This is a genomic window from Lacticaseibacillus thailandensis DSM 22698 = JCM 13996 (assembly GCF_001436135.1).
GTDB lineage: Bacteria > Bacillota > Bacilli > Lactobacillales > Lactobacillaceae > Lacticaseibacillus > Lacticaseibacillus thailandensis.
In genome coordinates, this window is the sequence record NZ_AYZK01000005.1 from 84229 (window position 1) to 111126 (window position 26898).

Consider the following 26898-nt stretch of genomic DNA (forward strand, 5'->3'; position numbering starts at 1 on the left):
TTGCTTATACAGCTGGTGGTTTGGTCACGGTCAGTTGAGAGTGCACATCCGTGGGCTGCAAAGCGCGCAACCACGGGGAAAGGTACGTAGCACTGGTTATGTGGGTTCCCATCTGCAGGAGCTAGACCGTCCATGCAAACCAGCCTGGCAAGCAATGGTGTTGGCAACACCCTGCACCAACCAAGTCGACCGGTAACTAAACGGCTCAGGGCGGGAGACCAAGCGGGGTGGATATGCTATAATCGAAGCCGAACACTTGTGCGTACGGCACAACTAAAGGAGTAGTCCGATATGTATGAATTTTTGCGCGGCACCATTGTGGCCGTGACCCCGGCGTACATCGTGGTTGATGTCGGTGGCGTGGGTTACCACGTCCTGATGGGGAACCCATTCACATTTAATGAAGGACAAACGGCCACCGTTTACGTGCAACAGATCATTCGCGATAACGACCAAACGCTGTATGGCTTTGCTAGTCAGCGGGACAAGCAACTGTTCAACCAGTTGTTGTCCGTCACCGGTATTGGGCCCAAGAGTGCCCTGGCCATTCAAGCCAATGCGCATGGGGATGCCCTGGCCAGCGCCATCGCTAATAATGATGTGGCGTTCCTGACTAAGTTTCCGGGGGTCGGCAAGAAGACCGCGTCCCAAATTGTCTTGGATCTGCAAGGCAAAGTGGCCGCCCCGGTTAATGGTGGCCAGCCTGCACTGGACTTGACTGCCAGTGCTGATGACGATTTGAGCCCGGCACTGCGCGATGCTCTGGCTGCTTTAACCGCGTTGGGTTATACGGATGCTCAGGTTAAGAAGGTGCGTCGTGTACTAGTTGACATGCCCGATAGTTCGACGCAAGCGTACTTACAAGCAGGATTAAAAGCCTTACTATAATCACGTCAAGGAGGTGTGTTCATGCCAGATGAAAGTGATCGGTTACTTGACCAGGATGCTACCGCGGAGGACGCGGACAGCGAATTGTCGCTGCGTCCCCAGACCTTAGCCCAATACATTGGGCAACGGCAAGTCAAGCAACAGCTAGAAGTTTACATTCAGGCTGCCAAAATGCGTGAAGAGTCCTTGGACCACGTGCTGTTGTATGGGCCGCCTGGGTTAGGTAAAACTACCCTGGCCCTCGTAATTGCCAACGAGTTGGGGGTGCATGTGCGGACCACCAGCGGACCGGCGATTGAAAAGCCTGGTGATTTAGCCGCCCTCCTGAACGAGTTGGAAGCGGGGGACGTGCTTTTTATCGACGAAATTCACCGCCTGCCCAAAGTGGTGGAGGAAATGTTGTACTCCGCCATGGAGGATTTCTTCATTGATATCGTGGTGGGCCAAGGCGCCGATGTGCACCCGATTCACTTCCCATTGCCACCATTCACGCTGATTGGAGCGACGACGCGGGCCGGGGCACTCTCGGCCCCGCTGCGGGACCGCTTCGGTATCACCGCACACATGGCCTATTACAATACGGACGAATTGAGCCAAATCGTCCGGCGGTCTGCGCAAATCTTCCAGCTACGAATTGCCGCAGATGGGGTTCACGAAATTGCCTTGCGGTCGCGGGGCACCCCCCGGATCGCGAACCGCTTGCTGAAGCGTATCCGCGACTTTGCTGACGTCGCCGGCGTGCAGGAGGTGGGCGCAGACTTGGTCGATGAGGCCCTGACGGCGCTACAGGTTGATCGGAAAGGGCTGGATGCTACCGACCGGAAAATCTTGCGGTTAATGGTCGAGCAGTATCACGGTGGCCCGGTGGGGTTGAATACCATTGCGGCCAATATCGGTGAGGAAAGTACGACCATCGAGGAAGTATACGAACCATACCTATTGCAGGTCGGATTTATTCAGCGCACACCTAAGGGGCGGACGGTCACGCGTGCTGGGTATGCGCACCTGGGGGTTCCGTATCCCAATAATCAAGGATGACACGGGCCGCGGTTTGTAGTACGCTCGGTTTCAAAAGTGGACGTGATTTGGTATAGTGGTATTAACAAATAAAAATGAGGTGTATGGCCAGTGATTTTTGGTGCAAGTACGGGCATGGGTCCCGTAACGATTATTTTAATTATCCTGATGGTAGTGCTGATGTACTTTTCCATGGTACGTGGGCCCAAGAAGCAGCAGCAACAGCGTCAGCAGATGTTCAACGGCCTGAAGAAGGGCGACAGCGTTGTGACGGTTGGTGGTCTGTACGGTGTGATTGATTCTATGGACCAAGAACACGGCCAGATCGTGCTGGATTGCAACGGCGTATACTTGACCTTTGCTACTCAGGCCATTTCGCGGGTCGAGAAGCACGCGGATGCAGCTAAAGCAACTACGCCAGCTGGTGCTGACAGTGCAGCTGCGGACACCGCTGATGCAGCGGTTAGCGACGCGGCCGACAGCAGTGCCGCCGCTAGCGAAACGAACGACGAAGCTAAATAAAGTAGATTAATATATACTATTTAAACAGGGGTGCCGGTTGTTAAGCCGGCACCCCTGTTTTGCTCCAGACACAATGTTTAGGGTTAGTGTGCATCCATAATTAAAACAATATGAGCGGATGCACGTTGATTGAAATTTTTTGTGCATGCGCTTGCAGTTGGGTTACAATGACAATGTGCACTAACAAAAAATTAGCAAAGGGGATTTAATTTATGGCCTATCAAACAATTAATCCGTACACGAACAAGTTGGTTCGCACCTATCCGAATGCCAGTGACGCTGATTTGGAAGCAGCACTGACGGCGGGTTACGCCCGGTACCAACAATTTCGGAATGAAGCTCCGGCCACACGGTCGGCCGCTTTGCACCAGGTTGCGACCCTGATGCGTCAAGAAAAGCACGAGTTAGCCAAAGTGTTGACGATCGATATGGGTAAGTTGATTGGTGAGGCGGAAGCTGAAGTAGCCCTTTGCGCTGACATTGCCGATTACTTTGCTGATCATGGTGCGGACATGCTGGCAGATACACCGCTGACTACGAATGCAGGCGCGGCCTACTACGCCAAGCAAGCCGTAGGGGTACTGGTCATGGTGGAGCCATGGAACTTCCCGTACTACCAGTTGATGCGTGTCTTTGCCCCGAACTTCATGGTCGGTAACACCATGATTTTGAAGCACTCTTCCATCACGCCCGGAAGTGCGGAGGCGTTTGTCGACGTTCTCAAGCGTGCTGGCGTGCCCGATGGTAGCTTCACCAACCTGTTTATTAACTACGATCAGGTTGGCAAAGCCATTGCCGATCCACGGGTTGCTGGTGTGGCGCTGACAGGTTCTGAGCGTGGCGGTGCGAGCGTGGCGCAGGAAGCGGGTGCTCACCTGAAAAAGTCGACCCTGGAACTGGGCGGTAATGATGCCTTCATCATTTTACCTGACGCTGACTGGGATGTGGTCAAGCAAGCCGCACCGCAGGCCCGCCTGATGAATGCCGGCCAGATTTGCACGGCGTCCAAGCGGTTCATCGTGGTGGGTGACCGTTATGATGACTTTGTGGACTTCATGACGCAAGCATTTGCCAAGGTGCAGCCGGGCGATCCGTTGGACCCTGCTACCACGTTAGCACCGCTGTCTTCTGCTAAGGCCAAGGCTAAGTTGCAGGAGCAAGTGGACAGCGCCGTTGCTGGTGGTGCGCACGTAGCGTACGGCAACACGCCAATCGACAGCGAGGGTGCTTTCTTCCAGCCTACGGTCTTGACGGACATTGATCACGACAACCCAACGTTCAACCAGGAACTGTTCGGGCCAGTGGCTTCAATCTACCACGTGGACACTGAAGAAGAAGCCATCGCGTTGGCTAACGACTCCAGCTATGGTCTGGGGAGTTCGGTCTTCAGTCAGGACGCTGAGCGGGCTGACCGGGTCGCACGGCAGCTCGAAGCCGGGATGACCTTCATCAACCGGGCATGGTTGTCACTGCCGGAACTGCCATTTGGTGGTGTGAAGAACTCCGGTTACGGTCGTGAACTGTACCAGCTGGGCCTCAACGCCTTTGTCAACGAGCACCTGGTTTTGGCACAGCAGTAGTAACCGTTTGGTCAAGAAATCTGATTTTGTGAGCCAGTCAATTGACGTGATGACGTTCAGCGCTAGTTGCGTGTGTTGAAACGGGCGCCTGACGTCAAAATAGGGACCAGTAACGATTTCCGTTATGGAATTGTTACTGGTCCTTGTTTGTCTCTCAAGGAGGTAGCCATTACGATATAAGTCCAGCACATTTTTTGCACGTGGTACCTGCAAGTGGGTGTGCCTGACGGTGCCGATCAATGTACGTAGTTTTTTCGTGGTGCGCATGCTATGATAATGGCACCGATAGTTTGTTGTCATAACGTCGTCGAGATGAGGAGGACACCGCTCATGACTCACAGTTACGAACAGGCCGACCCAGCGGTTTGGCAAGCAATTCATCAGGAAGAGGCTCGGCAGCAGCACAACATCGAGCTGATTGCGTCAGAAAACATCGTTAGTCCAGGCGTGCGTGCAGCGCAAGGTAGCGTGCTGACCAATAAGTATTCGGAGGGCTATCCGGGGCACCGTTACTACGGTGGTAACGAGTATATCGACGTGACGGAGCAGCTGGCCATTGACCGGGCCAAAGCTTTATTTGGCGCCGAGGCAGCCAACGTGCAACCGCACTCGGGTTCGCAAGCCAACATGGCAGCGTACCGGGCGCTACTGAAAGATGGCGACACGGTGCTGGCCATGGACTTGGCCGCCGGTGGGCACCTGTCTCATGGTGCGCCCATCAGTTTTTCGGGGCAGGAGTACCACTTCGAACACTATGGCGTGGATGCGCACGGCTGGTTGGATTACGACGCTATCAGTGCCGAGGCTCAAGCAGTGCGGCCACGCCTGATTGTGGCTGGTGCCTCTGCGTACAGCCGCATCATCGACTTTGCCCGTTTCCGCGCGATTGCTGACAGCGTCGGGGCGTTACTGATGGTGGATATGGCGCACATTGCGGGTCTCGTCGCTGGTGGGGTGCACCCGAATCCGGTACCGTACGCTGACGTGGTGACCACAACGACGCACAAGACCTTGCGGGGCCCACGTGGTGGCCTCATTTTGTGCAAACAGCAGTACCTCAAGGCCATCAACAAAGCGTTGTTTCCTGGTATTCAGGGTGGGCCACTGGACCACGTAATCGCGGCCAAAGCCGTGGCGTTGGGTGAAGCCCAGCAGCCCGCCTTCAAGGAGTACGCCCAGCAGGTAGTGCGTAACATGCAGGCCATGAATCGGGGCCTAGTGGCGGGTGATTCCCAACTGCAACTAGTCTCGGGTGGTAGTGACAATCACCTGGTACTGGTAGACGTCCGCCCGTACGGGCTGACCGGACGTGAGGTCCAGAACTTGCTCGACGGGGCCATGATCACGACCAACAGTAACCAGTTGCCTGACGAAACCAACGGGCCGTTTAAGACCAGCGGGATTCGTTTGGGTACGGCGGCTATCACCACGCGCGGTTTTACTGAGGACGAGTGTTACCAGGTGGGGCAACTAATCGTGCAGGCAATCGCTGGTCGCGATGACCCGCGGGTACTCGCTACGGTCAAGCGGACGGTGCGCGCGTTAACGGATGCCCACCCGGTGGATAGTACGATCGTAGAGTAATTTGACGGTAATTAATGGCGTACTTACTGGTAGTAGGTGCGCCATTTGCATGGGTGTGGTGATGGTACCAAAAATCCCCCGGTTGGCGTGGCCAATCCGAGGGGGTAGGTAACTTGCGGAAAAATCAGTGTGGTTGTAATTGTTCGGCTAGTGCCATCAGGGTGACGCTAGTTGCCGCCCGCAATCATAACTTGGGCACGGTAGAACGTCATTAAGGCTCAGTCCGCACCAACTTCGCTAGTAGTACACGTCTCTGCGAGTGCGTACCAACTGCCAGACACCGCTGATGATAAGTACCCCACCGCTTAATACGGTGCACATTTTGGCCGTAGCTTAAGCAGTTGCGTTTCCAGAATCTGTGGTACCAATGTATTCGGCAAAATTGGCCCGCTCCAAGTCTTCGGGACTCAGTTTGACCTGACGGACGATGGTGTGCATGCGTTTGAGTAGTTGCATAGCGTACTCGTCGTTGTGGTAATTGCGTTCGTAGACAATTTCCTTGATGCCGGCCTGTAACAGCATCTTGGTGCACTGCAGGCACGGGAAATCGGTGACGTAGACCGTGGCGCCGTCAGTGGACACGCCGAATTTGGCACACTGCAAAATGGCGTTCATTTCGGCATGAATGGTGCGAACGCAGTGACCATCAACTAGGTAGCAACCTTTGTCCGTACAGTGATCATCGCCGGCCACGGAGCCGTTGTAGCCGCCAGCAATGATACGCTTGTCGCGCACCAACGTGGCCCCCACCGACAGACGGTTACAGGTACTCCGTGACGCGAGTAACACTGCCTGAATCATAAAGTAGTGGTCCCAATCGAGTCGTTCTTTAGCCATGGTTGCCTCCCAGTGTGATTGTGAATTTTATCTTGGCTCTATGGTATCACCAAACAATGTGGGTGATACGTGCAAATTTGGGCCGGCGAAGTAATAATGCGATTAAAGTACTGGCGGCTGGCTAGCGGGTGGTTCTGGCCATACGGTATACTAATAGAAGCAATTAATTAAGGGGTGTCGATCATGACGAAAATATTAGCAGCTAAACCGGTGACCGCAGCGTTGGTGACGGAGATGCAGACGCAGGCAGCCAGTTTGACTAACCAATTAGGGCGCAAGCCCAAGTTGGTGGTCGTGGCCGCGGGTGATGATCCCGCCAGTGCCATCTACATTCGCAATAAGCAGCGCCGGGCCAACACGGTCGGCATTGACGCCGTGACGGAACACCTCCCAGTGACGGCTCGGACCGCGGACGTGCTCGCGGTAGTGCGGCGGTTGAACGCGGACCCCACGGTTGACGGTATGATCGTCCAGTTGCCGTTACCGTCCGGTGTGGATACAGAAGCCATTCGTAACGCGGTTGACCCCGAGAAAGATGTGGACGGGTTTACCGACGTTAACTTGGGGCGCTTGTGGAGCACGCCTAAGGACCGGCCCATCACCACTTTACGTCCGTGCACGCCACGGGGCATCATGAAGTTACTGGCCTTCTACAACGTGTCGGTGGCGGGCAAACGCGCCGTCATTTTAGGGCGTAGCAACATCGTGGGTAAGCCCATGGCGGCGCTGTTATTGCACGCCAACGCGACGGTGACGATTGCCCATTCGCGGACGACCAACGTGCAGGCAATTTTGGGTGATGCGGACATCATCGTGGCCGCAACCGGTTCAGCCGGACTGGTCACGGATGCCGACGTCAAACCAGGGGCCGTGATTATTGATGTGGGGATGAACCGCGTGGCAACTAGTGACGGACAAACCAAACTGGTTGGGGATGTCGACTTTGATAGTGTGCAGCACCTTGCCAGCGCAATCACCCCGGTACCGGGTGGGGTGGGGCCCATGACGGTCAACATGTTGATTTACCAAACGCTAGAAGCCGCGCAACGCCGGGCAGACCGTCAGTAATATAATTATCATCGGCAAAACAACGCGCCACCATCCGTACCTCAAGGTACGAGTGGTGGCGCGTTGTTTCATGGCTGATGTTTTTGGGTTGGTGTAATTCTAGTCCACGGCGTCGAGGGCTTGGCTCAAATCGGCGATGAGGTCGTCGACGTTTTCAATCCCGACGGAGATCCGAATCAGGTCCGGCGTAATGCCGGCGGTGGCCAACTGTTCGTCGTTTAGCTGGGCGTGCGTGGTGGACTTGGGGTGGATAATCAGTGATTTAGCGTCACCAACGTTAGCCAGCAGGCTGAACAACTCAACGTGGTTGATCAACTGGACGGCACCCTGCTCACCGGCTTTGAGGCCAAAAGTGAAGATGGAACCCGTCCCACGGGGGAAGTACTTCGTTGCCAAGGCCTTGTAGGGTGAATCATCGGTTTCTGGATATGAGACCCACGCCACCTTGGGGTGTTGCTGCAAGAACGCGACTACTTTGCGGGCGTTGGCGACGTGCCGTTCGATGCGCAGGGATAACGTTTCTAGCCCCTGGAGTAAGTACCAAGCAGATTGCGGTGCCAGGGTGGCCCCGGTGTCCCGTAGGTGTTCAGCCCGAATCTTGGTCGTGAACGCACTGCCTTTGAGATCGGCCCAAACCAGGCCGTCGTAAGCTGCGGCTGGGGTGGTAAACCCAGGATACCGGCCGGAAGCCGCGTAGTCGAAGTCGCCCTTTTCCACGACCAGACCACCCAAGGTTGCCCCGTGGCCCCCGATAAACTTGGTGGCGGAGTGCACAACCACGTCCACACCGTAGTCAAACGGGCGGATCAGGTATGGGGTGGCAAAGGTGGAGTCGACGATGGTCAGAATACCGTGCTCGTGAGCAATCTTAACGACGGCTGCGAAGTCAACGATGTTAATGGCTGGATTGCCAAGGGATTCAAAGAAGATGACTTTGGTGTTGTCCTGAATGGCATCGGCAAAGTTCTGGGGGTCATCCGGATCCACAAAGGTGGTCTCAATGCCCAGATGTTTTAGGGTACCGCTAAAGAGCTCGTAGGTACCGCCATAGATGGTGCTGGCACTGACGATGTGGTCCCCGGCCCCCGCCACGTTCAAGACGGCAGCGGTGATAGCCGCCGCGCCAGAAGCCAGGGAGATGGCGCTCGTGCCGCTCTCGAGTGCTGCAATGCGCGCTTCTAGTGCCGCGTTGGTGGGGTTAGTGAGGCGGCCGTAAATGTTGCCGGGTTCACGGAGGCCAAAGCGGTCTGCCGCCTCTTTAGCGTCTTTGAATACAAAGGCCGCCGTTTGGTAAATGGGCGTCACGCGGGCTCCGGTAGCCGGATCAGGTTCTTCCTGACCGGCGTGTAGTTGTAACGTTTCAAAGTGGTAGTTATGGTTGGTCATAGCGCAACTTCCTTTCAAGGGTACTTGTTGGTATGCAGAACGGCGCGAATTACTGCAGTTAATCCGCACCCAGATGTCTGGTTTAGTGGTTGCCGCATGGTCAGCCTACGTTTGTGGCCGTAACTGAACACGGGGTGGGGCCCAGACGTCAAAAAAGTCGCCCCGGGATACGGACAACCATCATGGTTGTCGGCATCCCGGGACGACTTTAATCGTGTTACCACCCGTTTTCTGATTAGTATCACTACTAACCACTCATCCGGTACGCGGCGCAAAGCCGCAGACCGTGACGCGATAACGGGCGTTCCCGGGTCGGGCTGGCCATAGCTCACCCAACATTGTTACGGTAGACCATCTTCGGTACCTTGACGTGACCGGCTCGCAGCTACCCCGGCTCTCTGTGCACGACAATGGCACTTACTCATCTACTTCAACATCAATATGCGTATTGTTATTTACCCCAAACATCCTCGGCGATGCTGTGAATCAGCTTCAGCTTGGCCCATTCATCGTCGGGGGTCAGCACGTTACCTTCCTCGGTGGAAGAGAAACCACACTGGGTGGACAGCGCCAGGTTTGCTAGTGGCACGAGTTGCGCCGCCTGGTTAATGCGGCGCTTCACGTCTTCTGGGTTCTCCAGTTTAGGAAACTTGCTGGTGACCAGACCCAGAACGATTTCGACATTGCGCCGTCCGTTCCAGATTTGGGCAAGTGGCGCAAAGTCGCCGTCGCGTTCGCTGTCGTATTCAAGGAAGAAAGCATCATACGGTAACTGGGCCAGGTAGGGTGCGACCGGGGCGTAGCTACCTTCAAACAGGTAGGTGGACTTGAAGTTGCCCCGGCAAATATGGGTGGACACCTTCAGGTCGTCAGGCAGGTCATCCAGCAACTTCGTGATGACGTACACTGCGTCTTCGGCTAACTGCGCGTAGTGGGTGAACTCAGTGGGGTCGTCCTGGGCCGCGTTCAGGCGGGCAATCAGGAAGGCCCAGGTGGTGTCATCGAGCTGGATGTACCGGGCACCCCGTTGGTAGAATTGTAGTAAAGTTTCGTGGTAAGCCTTAGCGAGGTCGTCGAGGAACTGGCCCCAGGTCGCGTAAAACTTGTGCCAGTTATCACTGCGGTTGTCGCGGAACCACATCGTTGGTGACGGAATGGTTACTTTGGGTTCGACACCGGCTGGGAGGGTGGACTTGAGGAAGTCAAAGTCCGCGTAGAACGGGTGGTTCGGGTTAGCAGCAATGGGCCCGGCAAGGCGTACGTTGTCGGTACGCGTCTTACTGCCCTTAAATTTATAGGATTCGTTGTAGTCGTACTTTTCGGCACCGTTGAGGTTCCAGAGGAAGTCCAGGTGCCACCATGAGCGGTTGAATTCACCATCGGTAATGCCGTGCAGGCCTGCGGCAACTTCGTGCTTAACGAGGTCCTCAATGGCATCGTGTTTGATGTCAGTGAGCTGTTGTTCCGAAATTTTGCCCGCCGCAAAGTCGGCGTGGGCCTGCTTAAGGGTCGCTGGACGCAAGTAACTGCCAACCTGATCGAACTTATAGTGTAATTTTGTACTCATGGTGAAATTCCTCCCTGGTATTATGATTAACGGTCAATAGTGGGGGTAAACAAAAAGGTCGCCCCAGAATCCATTGGATTCCGGGACGACCTGGTCGTGTTACCACCCGTGTTCTGAGTCGTGTCACCACGGCCCACTTAGTAAGTACGGTATCCGCCATAGGAATACGATACTCGCGTGCGTTAACGGGCACGAAACCGGGGCTGGTTTGTATATGCTCGCCAGCCGGCAGACTCCAGGACCATCTTCACCGGCGTACCGCGACCAACTCGCACCAACCATTGGCTCTCTGCACGCGACGTACCGGTTACTCATCCCTTCAACGTCTATCAATTGGCATTATCATACGGCCGGTTTTGGCGAATGTCAAGAATGATTTGAAAATTGATGGGTGAGGGTGCGAAAGTGCTGCGGTGTGGTCGTCTCCGCAGTCCTACACGCTCGTCAGACGGATTTTGCCCACAACACTCCGCAGCTGCGGCGTCATTACTAATGCCAACGTGCTTGCCTGTCAGCGCTGATTTCTACATTGCCCTTAACAAATCAGCGTATCAACCAGACAAATCATTGTTGGTATGGAAGCTAAGGTACTTGCTACAGCACACGGTGTGAAAAAATACTGACTAGCCGTGTTTTTTTCTTACAATTCGTGCATAATAAAAATATGGACAAAAATGGAGATAGACGGGGCATGACGCCGAACAAAGAAGATTATTTGAAGATCATCCTGGAACTAGGTGGCGATCAGCACAAAGTGGCCAACAAGCAGGTCGGCGCCGCTATTGGCGTTGCGGCTGCTTCCGTGACGGAGATGGTGGATAAACTTGAAGCTGACCACTTAGTGACCCATACGCCGTATCATGGCATTCAATTGACTGCCAGTGGTACACTAGCAGCGGCCAAATTGGTGCGCAATCACCGCCTGTGGGAAGTTTTCCTGATGACCCAGTTATTGTATCCTTATGACGCGCTCCATGGTGAAGCAGAGCTATTGGAACACGCCACCACTGATGACATGGCTAACCGGCTGGACTACTTTTTGAAGCGTCCCAAGACCTGTCCTCACGGCGGGGTAATTCCCGATGCGAACGGGCATTTCCGGCACCAGAGCACCACGCCGCTGGCATCCTTACAACCAGGTGGCAAAGCGACAATTGAGCGGGTGATGGATGAAGCCAAGTTGCTCGATTTTCTCAGCGTGATTGATATTAAGCTGGGCGACGAAGTGCTCGCGGTGGATAATAGTAATGGTGCCATTACCATGTGGGTATCCCGTACCGGTAAGGTCGTCATGGTGAAGGCTGAGTTTGCCCAGGGCATCTTTATTACTAGCCCAGAGATTATTGCAGCTAACAGGTAATTCGATTAGAGAAAGGCATGCATAATGACTCAAGAACAAGCAAGTGTTATTACAATTTTTGGTGGCTCAGGGGATTTGGCGCGGCGCAAGTTGTATCCGGCACTGTTCCAGCTGTACCGTCACGGAATTTTGCGTGACCACTTTGCCGTCATTGGCACTGCGCGGCGGCCGTGGAGTAATGAATATTACCGCGACATCATTGCGACCAGCCTCGAGGGTGAGGCCGGAGCGGTCTCGGATGCGGTGCACGCCTTTGCTAGTCATTTCTACTACCAGAGTCACGATGTTACCGACGCCGACCACTACGTCACGCTACGTAAACTGTCGTCCGAGTTGGACGACCGGTATCAAGTTGGGGGTAACCGCCTATTTTACATGGCCATGGCACCGCGGTTCTTTGGTATTATTGCCAGTCACATTCGCTCCGAGCACCTGTTGTCCGCTAACGGGTATAACCGGCTGGTGATCGAGAAACCGTTTGGTCGCGATTTTGCCAGCGCCAAGGAATTGAACGATTCAATCAACGCGGCGTTTGATGAAGACCAAATTTACCGCATTGACCACTACTTAGGCAAAGAAATGGTGCAATCGCTCATGGCGGTGCGCTTTGCGAACCCGATGTTCAAAGCCGTTTGGAACCACGACTACATCGACAACGTGCAAATTACGTTGGCGGAAGCTGTCGGGGTCGAAGAACGCGCTGGGTACTACGAAACAGCCGGGGCGTTGCGTGACATGGTGCAAAACCACATCATGCAGCTCATTGCCTACGTGGCAATGCCGGAACCAGAGTCGTTGACGCCGAACGCGGTTCACCAAGCTAAGCGCAGTATTTTGGAATCGCTCAAACCCTTGACCCCAGAGGATGCGGCGGAGAACTTTGTTCGTGGGCAGTACGTAGGTGATACTCCAGACCAGCCTGATTACGTTCAGGAAGAAGGTGTGGCAGCCGATTCCAAAACCGAAACGTTTGTGGCGGGGCGGATCGAGTTGACTGACTCGGCGTGGACCGGGGTGCCGTTCTACGTCCGTACTGGCAAGCACATGACCCGCAAGTCCACGCAGATTACGGTGAACTTCAAGCCCACTAAGCAGAACATTTTTGCGCCCGTGGGCTGTAATGAGCTGGCGGCCAACTCCTTGACCATCTTTGTGGAACCCGAGGAGGGCTACCGTTTGGTAATCAACGGCAAGCAATTGGGCCAGGACTTTCACATTGGCCAGTTTCCACTAAACTTCCGGCACGATGCGAACGCCATTGCCAATGCGCCCGAAGCCTATGAGCACCTGTTGCAGGATGCGCTGGCGGGTAACCAGACTAACTTCACCCGGTGGCACGAACTGAAGGCGACCTGGCAGTACGTTGATAAGATTCGGCAGGCATGGGATGCCAGTGATGTCATGCCTACGTACAAGTCGGGTTCGATGGGTCCGGATGCCGCGGCTGCCCTGCTGGCCAAGTATGGTGACCACTGGAGTTGGGACGGTTCGGCCAACGACTAGCTAATATTGAGTAGAATGAGTCAAGGTGTACCGGCAGTTGTCGGTGCACCTTTTTGCATACTGGCAGTGCGCGACAGCCAGCCGGTAGCGTGTTATTCACTTGACATACTTTTAGTAAGTATGCATACTGAAATATGTATTAACAATTAGTATAAGAAGGGGACCTGAATAATGACTAAGGCGTTAATTGTGGTGACCAATACCGCACGCTTTGCTGGTATGAACCGTGCTACGGGTGTGTGGCTTAGTGAAGCGACGCATTTTCATGAGGTGATGGCTAATCATGGCATCGCGGTGGATTACGTTAGCCCAACCGGTGGATATGTGCCGTTGGATCCGGGATCATTAGCGCCCGATGCTATGGATGCCACCAACTGGCGGTTCTATGGCGATGCTCAGTACCGTGAGCGGCGGTTGGCGCACTCATTGCGTCCCGATCAGGTTAATGCCGATGATTACGACATTATCTACTATGCCGGTGGCCACGGGGTGATGTGGGATTTTCCTGACAGCACGGCGGTAGCGGCAATTGCGCAATCAATCTATCAACGGGGTGGCTTGGTCACTGCCGTTTGTCACGGAGTGGTTGGCTTACTGGCCATGCAGGATGCCGAGGGGCAACCATTCATCGCCGGTCGCCACGTTACCGGCTTTACGAACGAAGAGGAAAAAATCAACCAGTTAACTGACGCCGTACCGTTTTTAGCTGAGGACGCCCTGAAGAGGGCCGGTGCCAACTACAGCAAGGCGGCTGCATATACGGAGAACGTGGTGGTTGATGGGCGCCTGATCACGGGCCAAAATCCGCAGTCCGCTCGTGGTGTGGGTAAAGCAACAATTCAGGTGTTACAGGAGGCAAACAATGACTAAGTTTGACGAGCAACTAAAGTTTAAGTCTGGGGTGACCCTGCGCAACCGTATCGTAATGTCACCGATGACCACGCAACAGAGTTTTTATAACGGGACCGTCACGCGTGACGAGATTCAATATTACGCTAACCGTGCTAGTGGCCTGGGCGCGGTTATTACTGGTGCAGCCAACGTCCAGGATGGCGGCAAGGGCTGGCCGGGGGAGTTGTCAATTGCCCATGATGACATGATTCCAGAATTGGGTGCCCTGGCGCGGGCCATTCAGGCCAAAGGTGCGAAGGCCTTCGTCCAGATCTTCCACGCCGGGCGGATGACCAACCGGGCGACCTTGTCCGGGGAACAGACCGTGTCCGCTAGCGCCGTCGCGGCGCCACGTCCCGGGGCGGAGACGCCACGGGCAATGACTGTTGACGAAATTCACGCCACCGTTGTTGCCTTCGGTGAGGCCACCCGGCGAGCCATCCAGGCCGGCTTTGATGGGGTTGAACTACACGGTGCGAATACGTACTTGATCCAGCAATTCTTCTCCCAGCACTCTAACCGACGGACGGACGATTACGGTGGTGATCGACAGCGGCGATACCGGTTCATTCGTGAGTTGCTCGACAGTGTCTTTGCGGCGGTCGATAAGTACGCTGACCGGCCGTTCCTGGTCGGCTACCGGGTATCGCCAGAAGAATTTGAAACTCCCGGTATCCGCTTTGACGATACGTTGTGGCTATTGGCCCAGCTCCGTGAGACCCGGCTTGATTATATCCACCTGTCACAAAACGACTATAATCGGGTCGCGCGGGCAGATGACTACCAAGATCAGTCAATTTTGGCATACGTCCACGAAGCATTGCAGGGCAAACTCCCACTCATTGGGGTTGGTGGTGTCCGCACACGACAGGACGTGACGAACGTGCTCCAGAATGCGGAAGTTGTCGCGGTGGGTCAGCAGTTGCTTTTTGACCCAACATGGGCGGTTAAATTGGCTCAGGATGCGGACGACGCAATGCTGTCAGTACCATTCAAAGAAGCGGTGAAATTCGTACCGCTAAATAAACCACTGCACGACTTTGTAGCGGCACGTTACTAACAAGCAATGTGGATGCACGTATAATAAAAAAGGGCCGCTTCCTTCGTGGAAGCGGCCTTTTTGGGTCTTCAGGAACGATTAATGTTAAAGGTAAAGTAGTTGTTGTCCCCACGGTACTGTGCGATGGAATATTCTAATGTGTGGCCGTCGCTAACCTGACCCCGGGTGTGGAAATAAAACGTCGGGGCACCGGGTGCCACCTGTAACAGGGCGGCAGTTTCGTTATCGGCGGCTACCACCTCCAGTTTACGGTTAACGCTAGTAATGGCTAGGTGGCGGCGCTCTAGCTCAGCGTATAGGGATTGGTGGGCAAAGTCGACCTGATCTAGTCCGGGCAATGGTGCTACGGGCAGGTAGGTCGTCACTAGGACGACGGGTTCATCATCGGCAAAGCGTAGCCGCACCAGTTGGTAAACCGTGGTGCCGGCATCCAGGTGGAGAGCTTGCTGAATCTCTTCCGTGGCAGGTTCCTGACAAAATGAGAGCACGTCGGTCCGGCCACAACGGCCGTTAGCGGCGATTTCTTGATTGTAACTTTGGATGACGTGGGTAAATTGTTGTGCAATTTTGCTTTGCCGTACCAGCGTACCCCGGCGTTGCCTGCGCTCCAGCAGACCTTGGTTGACGAGCAACTGGATGGCTTGGCGCATGGTGGGGCGACTAACGCCGAAACTGGCAGCGAGGTCAACTTCCTTGGGGATAATTGTCCCCTCCGGGTAGGTACCTTCCTCGATGCGGGTGCGCAGGGTTTGAGCAATTAATTGGTATTTTGGCTGTGTCATCAACGCACCTCCTCGGTCATCAGTGTAGCACAGTGGCTAGTGGGCGATGAGGAAGTGATGTGCATTTGGGGGCTAGTCCGTGCCTGTGGCTTATGTGAACTATGGCGCAGCCATCTCCTTCTGCCGGAGCCCCACCGCCTGCGCAAATCAGGGTGATCAGCAGAAAGTTGCTACATCAACCAACGCACACCAGCACGAATCCGTTTAGCGGTTGATGGCAATGCTGTCCACGTGGTCGTCCGCCATCCGCCGCCGTAAAGCCTCGATGATCTTGACGCCGGAACTTGTGCCGATGCGGTCCGCTCCCGCCTCAATCATGGCCAGAAAGTCGTCGGAGTTGCGGATACCACCCGCTGCCTTCACGTGGACAGCGTCGCCAACCGTCTGCTTCATCAACCGGACATCAGCCACGGTTGCGCCACCGGTACCAAAGCCAGTCGACGTCTTGATGAAGTCTGGCCGGACCCGCTTGGCGATGGTCGCTGCCCGCACAATTTCTTCCTTAGTCAAGTAGCAGTTTTCAAAGATGACTTTGCACGGCACGTTCCGTTCGTGGCAAGCAGCAACCATTTGGGTCATTTCGTCCTCAATGTAATCGTCGTTGCCGTCCTTGAGTTCGGTGATGTTGAGGACGTAGTCAATTTCGTTGGCGCCGTGATCCATGGCGTCTTTGGCTTCAAAAACCTTCGCGGCGATGCTGGTCTGGCCCAGTGGGAAGGCAATGGCCGCGCCCGTGTCAATGTCAGTGCCCTGTAACTGCTCGGCGCACAGAGCGGACTGTACCTGGTTGATGGCTACCATCTTGAAGTGGTATTTCTTCGCCTCGTTGCACAACTTGATCATGTCAGCGCGGGTGGCGTCGGCGTGCAGGTTAGTATGGTCAATTAAACGGGCAAAGTCGTCAAGTGAATATGCTGTCATAATAAAATGCTCCTTTAAAATATGTCATTACATATTATAGAATAGAGCGCTTCCACCGCCATGTCAACCGTGTTGATGCAACGGAAACGGGCACCATCATTTTCCGCCCAGGAAGGATGATGGTGCCCGTTAGTGATTATACCTGGACTGGGACTTGGGTTTGGATCCAGGCGTGGAGCGTATCTAGTGCGGTCAGCAGGGGCCGCTGTTGCGTCAGGGTGGTCGCCCGAAGTTGCACCGCTGTTTGGTCGGTGACTGGGGCGGTGCTGACCACCAGCACCGTACCGGGTGGCAGAGCTACGTCCGGACGCACCACGGCTCGGGCCGTGATGTCATGACGGGCGAGGACGGTGGCAGTCCGCAGATCGGCAGCTAATTGGTAGTGTAGTTGGGCCAACTCTTGAGCAAGGGGGATCAGCTCTGCATCTTGCCGGGGGTCACCATTCAAAACAATGGTGCCGTGGTCGGGCACCACGACTTTGGCTCCGGCAAAGGCGCGGGCGATGGCCGCCGGCAGGGTAGTGGCGCTGCCCATGACCTCACCGGTGGACTTCATTTCCGGACCCACCAGGGGATCGACCCCTGGCAACTTGGTGAACGAGAAGACGGGTGCTTTGACGTGAATACCGGTAGTCGGTGTGACCAGGCCAGTACTGTAACCCAGTGCTGGTAGGTGGTCGCCCAACATTGCGTGGGTCGCCAATTGCGTCATTGGTACGTGCGTAACTTTGGAAATAAACGGCACGGTCCGCGACGCCCGCGGGTTGACCTCGATCACGTACGGTACGTTGTCATGAATGACGAACTGCACGTTCATGATGCCGACAGTACTCAGTGCATGCGCCAACGCGACGGCGTCATGCACCATCGCGGCTTGAACGGTGGGGCTGAGTGACTGTGGCGGGTAGACGGCCATCGAGTCGCCCGAATGTACCCCCGCGCGCTCAATGTGTTGCATAATACCCGGAATGACAACGGTCGTCCCGTCACTGATGAGGTCCAGTTCTGCTTCTTGCCCTTGCAGGTAGGAATCGATCAGCACGGGGTGGTGGTTAGAAATTTTCACGGCGCGATCGATGTAGTCGCGCAACTCTGGTTCGGAGTACACCACCTCCATACCCCGACCACCGAGGACGTATGACGGCCGAATGAGTACGGGGTAGCCCAAGCTGTTGGCGGCCGCAATGGCGTCCGTAGTGGTGAGTGCGGTCTTGCCGGCCGGCTGGGGTAACCCGAGTGTTTGAATCACCTGGTTGAACTCCTCGCGGTCCTCGGCCCGGTTCAGGTCCGTCAAGGTCGTACCGAGAATGTGCACGCCCGCATCGTGGAGCGCTTGGGCCAGATTGATGGCGGTTTGGCCACCAAACTGCACCACGACCCCAATGGGGTGCTCCAGGTCGATCACGTTCATTACGTCCTCAAAGGTGAGGGGTTCAAAGTAGAGTTTATCCGAGACGGAAAAGTCAGTCGACACCGTCTCGGGGTTGGAGTTGATGATGATGGCGGCGTACCCAGCTTGGCGAATAGTCTCCGCGGCGTGGACCGTGGCGTAATCAAACTCTACGCCCTGGCCGATACGAATCGGGCCGGAACCTAAAACTAGCACGGCGGGTTTGGACAGCGGCTGGGACTCGTTGTACTGATCATACGTAGAGTAAAAATATGGTGTCTTGGAAGCAAACTCAGCTGCGACCGTGTCGACCATTTTGTAGACGGGTGTGACGTGTTGTTGAACGCGGTCGGTGTGCACCTGGGCCGCTGATTGTTGGGTTAGTTGGGCAATTGTCTGGTCCGCCAGGCCGTTTTGCTTGGCCGTGGTCAACAGGTCGCTAGTGACGGGTCCGGCGCTCAACGCCCGCTCGATTTCAACGATATGGAGCAACTTGTCCAGGAAAAACGCGTCGATGCCGGTGCGGTCGTGGAGCTGGGCAATGGTGCAGCCGCGCCGGAGCAGTTCCGCCAGCATGAATAACCGGTCGTCACGGGCGGGCATTAGGGCATCAAGCAAAGCTGTAGTGGTGTGGTGACTAAACCGCATGTCGTACAAGCCGGTGACCCCGATTTCGAGGGACCGCACGGCTTTGTTTAAGGCTTCTTCGATGTTGCGCCCAATGGCCATGACCTCACCGGTAGCCTTCATTTGGGTGCCCAAGGTCCGGTCGGCGCTGGCGAACTTATCGAATGGCCACCGCGGAATTTTCACCACCGCGTAATCCAGTGCCGGTTCAAACTCGGCCGTAGTGGTACCAGTCACGGGGTTCATGATTTCGTCGAGGTGGAGGCCCACCGCAATTTTGGCGGCCATTTTGGCAATGGGGTAGCCTGTGGCTTTGGAAGCCAACGCGGAGGAACGGGACACCCGGGGGTTGACCTCGATGATGTCGTAGTTAAAGCTGTGGGGATCCAAGGCCATCTGGACGTTACAGCCACCCTCGATGTGTAGCGCCCGAATGATTTTCAGGGCCGCGTCGCGCAGCATCTGGTATTCACGATCAGACAACGTTTGGGTGGGGGCGACCACAATGGAGTCACCGGTATGAATGCCCACCGGATCAACGTTTTCCATTGAACACACCACCAGCGCGTTGTCCGCGGCATCGCGCATGACTTCAAATTCGATTTCTTTGTAACCGGCAATTGATTGCTCAATCAGCACTTGGGTCACCGGACTGAGTTCCAGGCCGGTGGTCGCAATGTGCGTCAGTTCGGTAGCGTCGTGGGCAATGCCCCCACCCGTACCACCCATGGTGTAGGCGGGGCGGACAATGACCGGGTAGCCGTTGGCATTGGCAAAGGCGACGGCGGCCTGCACGGTGGTTACCGTTTGTGAGGCGGGCACGGGTTCGCCCAGCCGTCCCATCAGTTCTTTGAATAATTCTCGATCTTCGGCCGTGGCGATAGCCGTCATCTTGGTACCCAAGAGCTCAATCCCCAATTCATCCAGGATGCCATCGTGCACCAGTTCGCGGGCTAGGTTGAGTCCTGTTTGGCCGCCGAGTGTGGGCAAAATGGCGTCTGGGTGTTCCTTGTGGAGGATTGCCTTGACGCTAGGTAGGGTCAGCGGTTCGATGTAGACTTTGTCCGCCATTGCTTCATCCGTCATGATGGTGGCCGGGTTCGAATTGACTAACACCACGTCGTAACCTTCTTCACGTAGGGAGATGGCCGCCTGGGAACCAGAGTAGTCGAACTCCGCCGCCTGACCGATGATGATCGGGCCAGAACCAATAATCAAAATTTTGTGAATATCATTGCGCTTGGGCATGGAGCGCCTCCTTTGCTTCGTGTTGTGACCTGATCATGGCAATAAAATCGTCGAATAAGTAGCCATAATCGTGCGGGCCGGGGGTCGCGTCCGGGTGAAACTGGACGGAGAACGCCGCGTGATCTCGTAACTTAAGGCCCTCGATGGTGTGGTCGGTGATCTCCACGTGGGTGACCGTGAGGTTGGTGTGGGCCAAAGATTGCGGATCAACGGCGTACCCGTGGTTTTGCGCGGTAAAGGCCGTGGTTCCGTGGGCCAGATCCCGTACGGCGTGGTTGAAACCGCGGTGGCCGAATTTGAGCTTAAACGTTCGCGCCCCGTTGGCCAGCGCAAAGAGCTGATGGCCAAGACAAATAGCCATTAGTGGTAACCGTGCTTGTAAGGCGCGGATGGTGGGTAACACGGCAGTTTGCGCGGTTGGGTCGCCAGGTCCATTCGAGAGCAGAATCCCGTCGACGCCACTCGCCAGAATGGTGGCCGCGTTGGTAGTTGGGGGAAAGACGACCGTCTGAACGCCGCGGTCCTGCAAAGCGCGCAAGATGGACCGTTTGAGGCCAAAATCGAGCACGCCAATGCGGTATGGGTGCACTGCTTGGCTGGTGGTAATCGTGGGCACGGTTGAGGGTGGCGTCACGGGTAGCGGTTGCTGGAGTTGTTCGATGGTGGTCGGTGTCACCTGATCGACAATAGTGGCATTCATTACCCCAGCTTCGCGCAACTCGCGGGTTATGGCCCGCGTATCCACGTCAGTGATGCCGGGTAGATCGTTAGTTGCTGCCCAGTCCGCCAGGCTGCAGTCGCAGCGCCAGTTGCTGGGGCGACGAGCCACCTCGTGGACGACGATGGCACTGGCTTGAGGGCCGTGGGCTTCGTTGTCGTGGAGGTTGATCCCGTAGTTGCCGATCAGTGGGTAGGTGAAGGTCAAAATTTGGTGGTGGTAGGACGCATCCGTGATGGCTTCTTGGTACCCGGTCATCCCGGTCGTAAACACAATTTCACCAGTAACGGGTTGTGTACCCCCAAACGCTGTGCCAGGATACACGGACCCGTTAGCGAGAACCAGAAAACGTTGCATGTTGGTGACCTCCTATTGTGGTTCGATGACGGTGGGGATGAACGGATTGCCAAGGGTTGCCGCCATGACCGCCTTAATGGTGTGGAGTCGATTGGCCGCCTGCTGGAATTGGTGAGCAAAGGGGGCGTTGAATACCTCATCGGTGATTTCTAGCTCGTCCAAACCAAACTCTTCGTGAATCTGTTGACCCATCGTGGTGTTGAGATCGTGGAACGCTGGCAGGTCATGGAGCACAATGACGTTTGGGTTGTGCGTGGCGGTGACCGCGTCCATGTTCAGTTGGTAAGGTTGTAAGAGTTTAATGCGTTGCGCCCAGGCGTCCTCTTCACCCATTGACGCCCACACGTCGGTATAGAGCACATCACTACCTGCCAGCCCGGTTACTAGGTCATCGGTGATCAGGATGTCACTACCGGACTGCGCCGCAAACTGTTGGGCGATGGTCTGAACGTGCGCAGCGGGTTGCAGCGCCTGGGGTCCCACTAGGTGGATGTTGGCCCCCAGCATGGCGGCGGTAACCAATAAGGAGTTGGCCACGTTGTTGCGCGCGTCACCCAGGTAGGTCAGTGTGATCCCCTTGACGTGGCCACACAGTTCGTCAATGGTCATAAAGTCAGCGAGCATCTGCGTGGGGTGCCAGTCATCAGTCAAACCGTTCCACACGGGAATACCGGAATACTGGGCGAGGGCGGCCACGGTACTTTGGGCAAAGCCGCGGTACTCAATGCCGTCGTACATGCTCCCCAGCACCTTAGCGGTGTCAGCCAGGGATTCCTTATTACCTAATTGAATGTCGTGCGCGCCCAGAAATTCGGGGTGGGCGCCGAGGTCGGTGGCGGCTACTGTGAACGCCGAACGTGTCCGGGTTGAGGTTTTGGCAAAGAGAAGGGCCACGTTTTTACCGGTCAAGTAATGGTGTTCAATGTTATGGGCCTTGAGGTCCTTCAGGTGTTCGGCAAATTTAATGAGGGTATAAAATTCAGCCCCGGTAAAATCCTTCTCAGCTAACAATGACCGCTGATGAAATTGATTGTACATATGGATCACTCCTTGATTTGGTTTCAGTGCGTACGCCTGACACTGGCGTGCAGTCGTCAGGCTAATTAACACATGTGCGCATGTTTATGCGCTAAATATTCATATGGCTAGTATACATTTATTTGCATAAAGTGCAATAGAAACGCATAAAAAAGGCCAAAAAGGGCAAAAAATGTATTTTAGGTGTTTATTTTGTGAATATGGCGTGCTATGATACATGCATCAGCTAATCCTGACACACATATAAACGTATATTTACACACAAAGACAAAGGCAGGTATTACTCATGAAGAAAATTGTGTTGGCATATTCTGGTGGTTTGGATACATCCGTCGCGATTCCGTGGCTGAAGGATAAGGGGTACGAGGTCATTGCCGTGAACTTAAACGTTGGTGAAATGGATAAGGACATCGACTTTATTAAGGCGAAGGCCTTACAAGTTGGTGCCGTTGCCAGTTACGCCATTGATGGGATGGCCGAATTTGCCGATGAGTATGTGGCGCCGGTCATCAAGGCCAACGCATTGTATGAGGGAGAATATCCGCTGGTGTCTGCCTTGTCGCGGCCTTTGATCATTAAAAAGTTAGTCGATATTGCTCACGAAACTGGCGCCACGGCCATTGCACATGGTTCGACCGGGAAGGGTAATGATCAGGTACGTTTTGAAGCCGCCATTCATGCGTTGGACCCCGACATGGCAATCGAAGCACCCATTCGGGATTTTCACTGGTCTCGTGAAGAGGAAATCGACTACGCCAAAGCCCACAACGTGCCGGTTCCAATCGATTTGGATTCGCCGTACTCCATCGACCAAAACTTGTGGGGGCGTGCGAACGAGTGTGGCATTCTGGAAAATCCGTGGAACCAGGCGCCAGCTGATGCCTACGCCTTGACGGTGGCCCCGGAGGATGCGCCCAACGAAGCGGAGTACTTGGACCTAACCTTTGCCCACGGGTTACCAGTTGCCATCAACGGTGAAGAATTACCATTATTTAAGTTGATTTTGCAACTAAATAAGGTTGCGGGGGCGCATGGAATCGGCCGCATCGACCACATTGAAAACCGTCTGGTGGGCATTAAGTCCCGTGAAATTTACGAAGCACCGGCTGCAGCGGTTATCATGACCGCCCACAAGGACTTGGAGGACCTGACGTTTGAACGGGACCTGGCTCACTTTAAGCCGATTGTTGAACAGCAACTGACGAACATGATTTACAACGGGTTGTGGTTCTCACCACTATGTGATGCCCTGAATGCCTTTATCGATAATTCGCAGCAGGTGGTGAACGGCGTGGTCAAGATGAAGCTGTACAAGGGTGCCGCCGTAGCGGTGGCCCGTAAGTCGGCCAACTCGCTGTATGACGAGGACCTGGCGACATACACGTCGGCTGACTCCTTTGATCAAGCAGCCGCCGCTGGTTTCATCAAGTTGTGGAGCCTACCAACCACGGTGTACAGCCAGGTCAACGGCAAAACCGCCAAGAAACCGCAGGAAGCGTAATGGCATAGCGTGCACGCACAGACATTATTGAAGGGAAGGACCAGAAATGGCCGTTAAGAAAATGTGGGGTGGCCGGTTTAACGCCGTGAGCCCTGAGTTTGCACAGGAATTTGGTGCGTCTATCGACTTTGATCAGGCTATGGCCGCTGAGGATATTGAGGGTTCCATCGCCCACGTCACCATGCTGGGGGATACGGGTATCCTCAGTCAGGACGAGGCGGCAACCATTAAGCACGGCCTTCAGGAACTCAGCGAGGAACTAACCCAAGGCGGACTGGAACTGACCGTGGCCAACGAAGATATCCACATGAACATCGAGGCACTCCTCACGGCTAAAATTGGTCCGTTAGCCGGCAAGTTGCACACCGCGCGGTCGCGGAATGACCAAGTTGCGACTGATTTCCATTTGTGGGTCCAGCACCGGCTGCCAGAAGTAATTGCCAGTTTGAAGAAGCTCCAGGTGGTGTTAGTGCACCAAGCCGAGCAACACGTGGAGACCATTCTTCCGGGCACGACACACTTGCAGCACGCCCAGCCGATTTCCCTGGGACATTATTTTATGGCTTACTTCAATATGTTGCAGCGTGACGTGGAGCGCTTTGACTTCAATCAACAGCACACCAGCATTTCACCATTAGGCGCGGCAGCGTTAGCCGGGACAACTTTTCCCATTGACCGGCAAGAAACGGCGGAGTTGTTGGGCTTTCAGCACGTTTATACCAATTCGTTAGATGCGGTGTCCGACCGCGACTTTGCCATTGAGTACCTCGCCAACGCGAGCATGTTGATGATGCACCTATCGCGGCTGTGTGAAGAGCTGGTGCTTTGGAGTAGCTATGAATATCAATATGTAGAGATGGACGACGCTTACGCGACCGGATCATCGATCATGCCGCAGAAGAAGAATCCGGACTACGCCGAGCTGATCCGGGGCAAAGTTGGTCGCGTGTACGGTGACCTGACGGGGTTGCTGACGGTGATGAAGGGGTTGCCGCTGGCTTACAACAAGGACATGCAGGAGGACAAGGAGGGTGTGTTCGACGCTACCACCACCATCATGGGTTCACTGCACGTGATGACCGGGATGTTGACCACTCTCCACATTAAAGCGGACCGTATGGGCGACGCGGTCAAAGCTGACTTTAGTAACGCTACCGAGCTGGCCGATTACTTGGCAGCTAAGGGGCTACCCTTCCGCCAGGCGCACGCCATCGTTGGGCAACTGGTACTCATGGGTATTCAGACCAACACACCCTTGCAAGACATGCCCCTCGCCACATTGCAGGCGGCCAGCCCGTTAATCACCGCTGATGTGTACCACGACCTCGATCCGGTCATGGCCGTGGAACGACGGCAGTCACTTGGTGGTACTGGTTTTGATTCTGTGCGACAACAAGTGGCGACTGGTAAACAGCTATTGGGGGATGCGTATGCAGGGACAACCGTGGATTAAAGGCAAAGGCTGGCTGTGGGCCGCCATCATTACGCTGTGTGTGGTGGTGGACGCGTGGATGGCGCCCGTGCACAACCTACACGCAGCGACGGCGGACGCAACTTGGGCCAAGATTAAACGGACAGGGGTCATGCGGGTCGGGTTATCGCCCGATTATGCCCCCTACGAATTTCATTCCACCATTGGCGGTAAGGACCACATCATTGGCTTTGACGTGACCATGGATAAACTGCTTGCGCAGCGCTTGGGTGTGAAGTTGAAGCTGGTGGAGATGAGTAACGATGCGTTATTGTCGGCGTTGGAGTCGGGTAAAGTTGACTTGGTGGTTTCGGGCATCACGCCAACCGCTGAGCGGGAGAAAAAGGTCGACTTTACGGACGTTTATTTCAATGACCCCAACGTGGTACTGGTGCAGAAGCAGGATCGCAACAAGTATCGCTCACTCAATGACTTTCACGGGGCCAAGATTGGGGCCCAAATCACCACCATCCAGGAGGGCCAAGCAAAAAAGTATCTGCATGGTGCCACGGTCACGTCACTGAAAAAGGTGACGGATGAGGCCGCGCAGTTGAGTCAGGGTAAACTGGATGGCATCGTGGTGCCTACCACCACGGCCAAGTCGTACGAGATGCAGTCCGACAAGTTCGCCACTGCGCCGGTTAAAATTCCTGGTGGTGGGGGTGAGTCGGCCATCGTGTTGCCGAAAAATTCACCCGTACTGAAAGCCAAGTTGAACCGCATTTTGCACCGCGAGGTCATTGGCAAACCAATCACCAAGTGGCGGAATGCGGCCATGAAGCAAATGGTGCAAAAGAAATCATTTTACCAGCAGTACGCGCCATACTTTGTCAAGGGGACGGAATACACCTTGGCACTCGCGGTAATTGGCGTAACGGTCGGCTTTGTTTTGGGTACCTTACTGGCCATGATGAAACGGTCACGGGTATGGATCATCAAAGCCATTGGTAATATTTACGTAGAGTTTGTGCGCGGTACGCCTTTGCTGATCCAGGTATTTATCGTGTATTTTGGCACCCAAATTATTGGGTTGAACGTATCGGGGTTTGTTTCGGGGGCCATTGCGATGTTTCTCAACTCCGGGGCTTACGTGGCCGAAATTATTCGGTCGGGGTTAAACGCGGTCCCGGTTGGGCAAGGCGAAGCGGCACGCTCCCTAGGGTTATCGCGGCAGCTAACGATGCAACTAGTGGTTTTGCCCCAGGCGCTGCGGACCATTCTGCCGGCACTGGGCAACGAGTTTGTGTCCGTCATTAAGGAAGGGTCCGTGGTCTCGGTGATTGGGGTCGGCGAATTGACCTTCCAGACTTCGGTGGTGCAAGGCGCGTCGTTTGAGGCGTTCCTACCGCTGATCGTGACGGCATGTATTTACTTCGTCCTGACGTTTGGTTTGACGCAGGTTTTGCACGTGGGCGAGCGGCATTTCAACCGTGAACGCGCCTAAAGCGTGCGTGATGTTGGCATAGTTTGGCATAGTATCGAATGAGCGTCGTTAGCGGCGCTTTTTTTGTGTTTAGGCGCCCATGGTAGTTTGCTCGAGCAGGTATGCCGATACGGGACAAGCCCTTGACTGGTGCTAGTA

General features: G+C 55.0%; 21 protein-coding genes and 1 other annotated feature. Of the genes, 13 read left to right on the top strand and 8 right to left on the bottom strand.

The window, feature by feature from the left end:
• Nucleotides 1-291: 291 nt before the first annotated feature.
• The 5 genes from ruvA (at nt 292) to FD19_RS07710 (ending at nt 5591) form a co-directional block, all read left to right on the top strand.
• On the top strand, nt 292-888 hold the full coding sequence (ruvA, locus tag FD19_RS07690) for a Holliday junction branch migration protein RuvA (RefSeq protein WP_056969607.1): 597 nt from the start codon (nt 292-294) through the stop codon (nt 886-888).
• A 21-nt stretch (nt 889-909) separates the two neighbouring features.
• Nucleotides 910-1926: a Holliday junction branch migration DNA helicase RuvB gene (ruvB, locus tag FD19_RS07695; protein ID WP_054750542.1), complete on the top strand. Its 1017-nt coding sequence runs from the start codon at nt 910-912 to the stop codon at nt 1924-1926.
• Between the two features lie 90 nt (nt 1927-2016).
• Nucleotides 2017-2427, top strand: coding sequence for a preprotein translocase subunit YajC (gene yajC, locus FD19_RS07700; RefSeq protein ID WP_225353515.1), 411 nt, complete (start codon nt 2017-2019; stop codon nt 2425-2427).
• Nucleotides 2428-2639: 212 nt separating this feature from the next.
• Nucleotides 2640-4007, top strand: a complete 1368-nt coding sequence (locus FD19_RS07705; RefSeq protein WP_054750541.1) for an NAD-dependent succinate-semialdehyde dehydrogenase — start codon at nt 2640-2642, stop codon at nt 4005-4007.
• Between the two features lie 330 nt (nt 4008-4337).
• Nucleotides 4338-5591 carry a serine hydroxymethyltransferase gene (locus tag FD19_RS07710; protein ID WP_054750540.1) on the top strand — a complete coding sequence of 418 codons (1254 nt, stop codon included), beginning with the start codon at nt 4338-4340 and terminating at the stop codon, nt 5589-5591.
• Nucleotides 5592-5924: 333 nt separating this feature from the next.
• Here FD19_RS07710 and FD19_RS07715 read toward each other — a convergent pair whose 3' ends face one another.
• Entirely contained in the window at nt 5925-6428 is a 504-nt protein-coding gene (locus FD19_RS07715; RefSeq protein ID WP_054750539.1) for a ComE operon protein 2, read from the bottom strand.
• 183 nt (nt 6429-6611) lie between these two features.
• Between FD19_RS07715 and folD the strand changes: the two genes are divergently transcribed.
• Nucleotides 6612-7496 carry a bifunctional methylenetetrahydrofolate dehydrogenase/methenyltetrahydrofolate cyclohydrolase FolD gene (gene folD, locus FD19_RS07720; RefSeq protein ID WP_054750538.1) on the top strand — a complete coding sequence of 295 codons (885 nt, stop codon included), beginning with the start codon at nt 6612-6614 and terminating at the stop codon, nt 7494-7496.
• Between the two features lie 99 nt (nt 7497-7595).
• On the opposite strand, the gene FD19_RS07725 is transcribed toward folD, so the two are convergent.
• On the bottom strand, nt 7596-8882 hold the full coding sequence (locus tag FD19_RS07725) for an O-acetylhomoserine aminocarboxypropyltransferase/cysteine synthase family protein (RefSeq protein WP_056969608.1): 1287 nt from the start codon (nt 8880-8882) through the stop codon (nt 7596-7598).
• Between the two features lie 451 nt (nt 8883-9333).
• Nucleotides 9334-10449, bottom strand: coding sequence for a vitamin B12 independent methionine synthase (locus FD19_RS07730; protein ID WP_054750537.1), 1116 nt, complete (start codon nt 10447-10449; stop codon nt 9334-9336).
• 78 nt (nt 10450-10527) lie between these two features.
• Nucleotides 10528-10781: a binding site (T-box leader), on the bottom strand.
• Between the two features lie 359 nt (nt 10782-11140).
• On the opposite strand from FD19_RS07730, the gene FD19_RS07735 reads away from it, so the two are divergent.
• The 4 genes from FD19_RS07735 (at nt 11141) to FD19_RS07750 (ending at nt 15263) form a co-directional block, all read left to right on the top strand.
• Entirely contained in the window at nt 11141-11809 is a 669-nt protein-coding gene (locus tag FD19_RS07735; protein ID WP_054750536.1) for a metal-dependent transcriptional regulator, read from the top strand.
• 24 nt (nt 11810-11833) lie between these two features.
• A complete protein-coding gene (gene zwf, locus FD19_RS07740) occupies nt 11834-13312 on the top strand; it encodes a glucose-6-phosphate dehydrogenase (protein WP_054750535.1) in 1479 nt (492 codons plus the stop codon).
• A gap of 171 nt (nt 13313-13483) precedes the next feature.
• Nucleotides 13484-14182, top strand: coding sequence for a type 1 glutamine amidotransferase domain-containing protein (locus FD19_RS07745; RefSeq protein WP_056969611.1), 699 nt, complete (start codon nt 13484-13486; stop codon nt 14180-14182).
• Nucleotides 14175-15263, top strand: coding sequence for an NADH-dependent flavin oxidoreductase (locus FD19_RS07750; RefSeq protein WP_054750534.1), 1089 nt, complete (start codon nt 14175-14177; stop codon nt 15261-15263). The genes FD19_RS07745 and FD19_RS07750 overlap by 8 nt, the downstream gene beginning before the upstream one ends.
• A 68-nt stretch (nt 15264-15331) precedes the next feature.
• Here the strand turns inward: FD19_RS07750 and FD19_RS07755 are convergent, their stop codons facing one another.
• From FD19_RS07755 to argF, 5 genes are all read right to left on the bottom strand, one after another.
• Nucleotides 15332-16045 carry a GntR family transcriptional regulator gene (locus FD19_RS07755; protein ID WP_056969613.1) on the bottom strand — a complete coding sequence of 238 codons (714 nt, stop codon included), beginning with the start codon at nt 16043-16045 and terminating at the stop codon, nt 15332-15334.
• A gap of 204 nt (nt 16046-16249) precedes the next feature.
• Nucleotides 16250-16966, bottom strand: coding sequence for a deoxyribose-phosphate aldolase (gene deoC, locus FD19_RS07760; RefSeq protein ID WP_054750533.1), 717 nt, complete (start codon nt 16964-16966; stop codon nt 16250-16252).
• A 136-nt stretch (nt 16967-17102) separates the two neighbouring features.
• Nucleotides 17103-20231: a carbamoyl-phosphate synthase large subunit gene (gene carB / locus FD19_RS07765; RefSeq protein WP_056969615.1), complete on the bottom strand. Its 3129-nt coding sequence runs from the start codon at nt 20229-20231 to the stop codon at nt 17103-17105.
• Nucleotides 20215-21306: a carbamoyl phosphate synthase small subunit gene (locus FD19_RS07770; RefSeq protein WP_054750532.1), complete on the bottom strand. Its 1092-nt coding sequence runs from the start codon at nt 21304-21306 to the stop codon at nt 20215-20217. Before FD19_RS07770 ends, carB begins: the two co-directional genes overlap by 17 nt.
• Before the next feature lie 12 nt (nt 21307-21318).
• The gene (argF, locus tag FD19_RS07775; protein WP_054750531.1) at nt 21319-22344 is read right to left on the bottom strand and encodes an ornithine carbamoyltransferase; all 1026 of its coding nucleotides are present in this window, start codon (nt 22342-22344) and stop codon (nt 21319-21321) included.
• A gap of 286 nt (nt 22345-22630) precedes the next feature.
• On the opposite strand from argF, the gene FD19_RS07780 reads away from it, so the two are divergent.
• The 3 genes from FD19_RS07780 to FD19_RS07790 are packed head-to-tail and all read left to right on the top strand — an operon-like array spanning nt 22631 to nt 26760.
• Nucleotides 22631-23845 (top strand): argininosuccinate synthase, encoded by a 1215-nt coding sequence (locus FD19_RS07780; RefSeq protein WP_054750530.1) that lies wholly within the window; start codon nt 22631-22633, stop codon nt 23843-23845.
• 46 nt (nt 23846-23891) lie between these two features.
• Complete coding sequence (gene argH / locus FD19_RS07785; protein ID WP_054750529.1) at nt 23892-25298, top strand: argininosuccinate lyase; 1407 nt, start codon at nt 23892-23894, stop codon at nt 25296-25298.
• Nucleotides 25276-26760 carry an ABC transporter substrate-binding protein/permease gene (locus FD19_RS07790; protein ID WP_056969617.1) on the top strand — a complete coding sequence of 495 codons (1485 nt, stop codon included), beginning with the start codon at nt 25276-25278 and terminating at the stop codon, nt 26758-26760. The genes argH and FD19_RS07790 overlap by 23 nt, the downstream gene beginning before the upstream one ends.
• Nucleotides 26761-26898 lie beyond the last annotated feature (138 nt).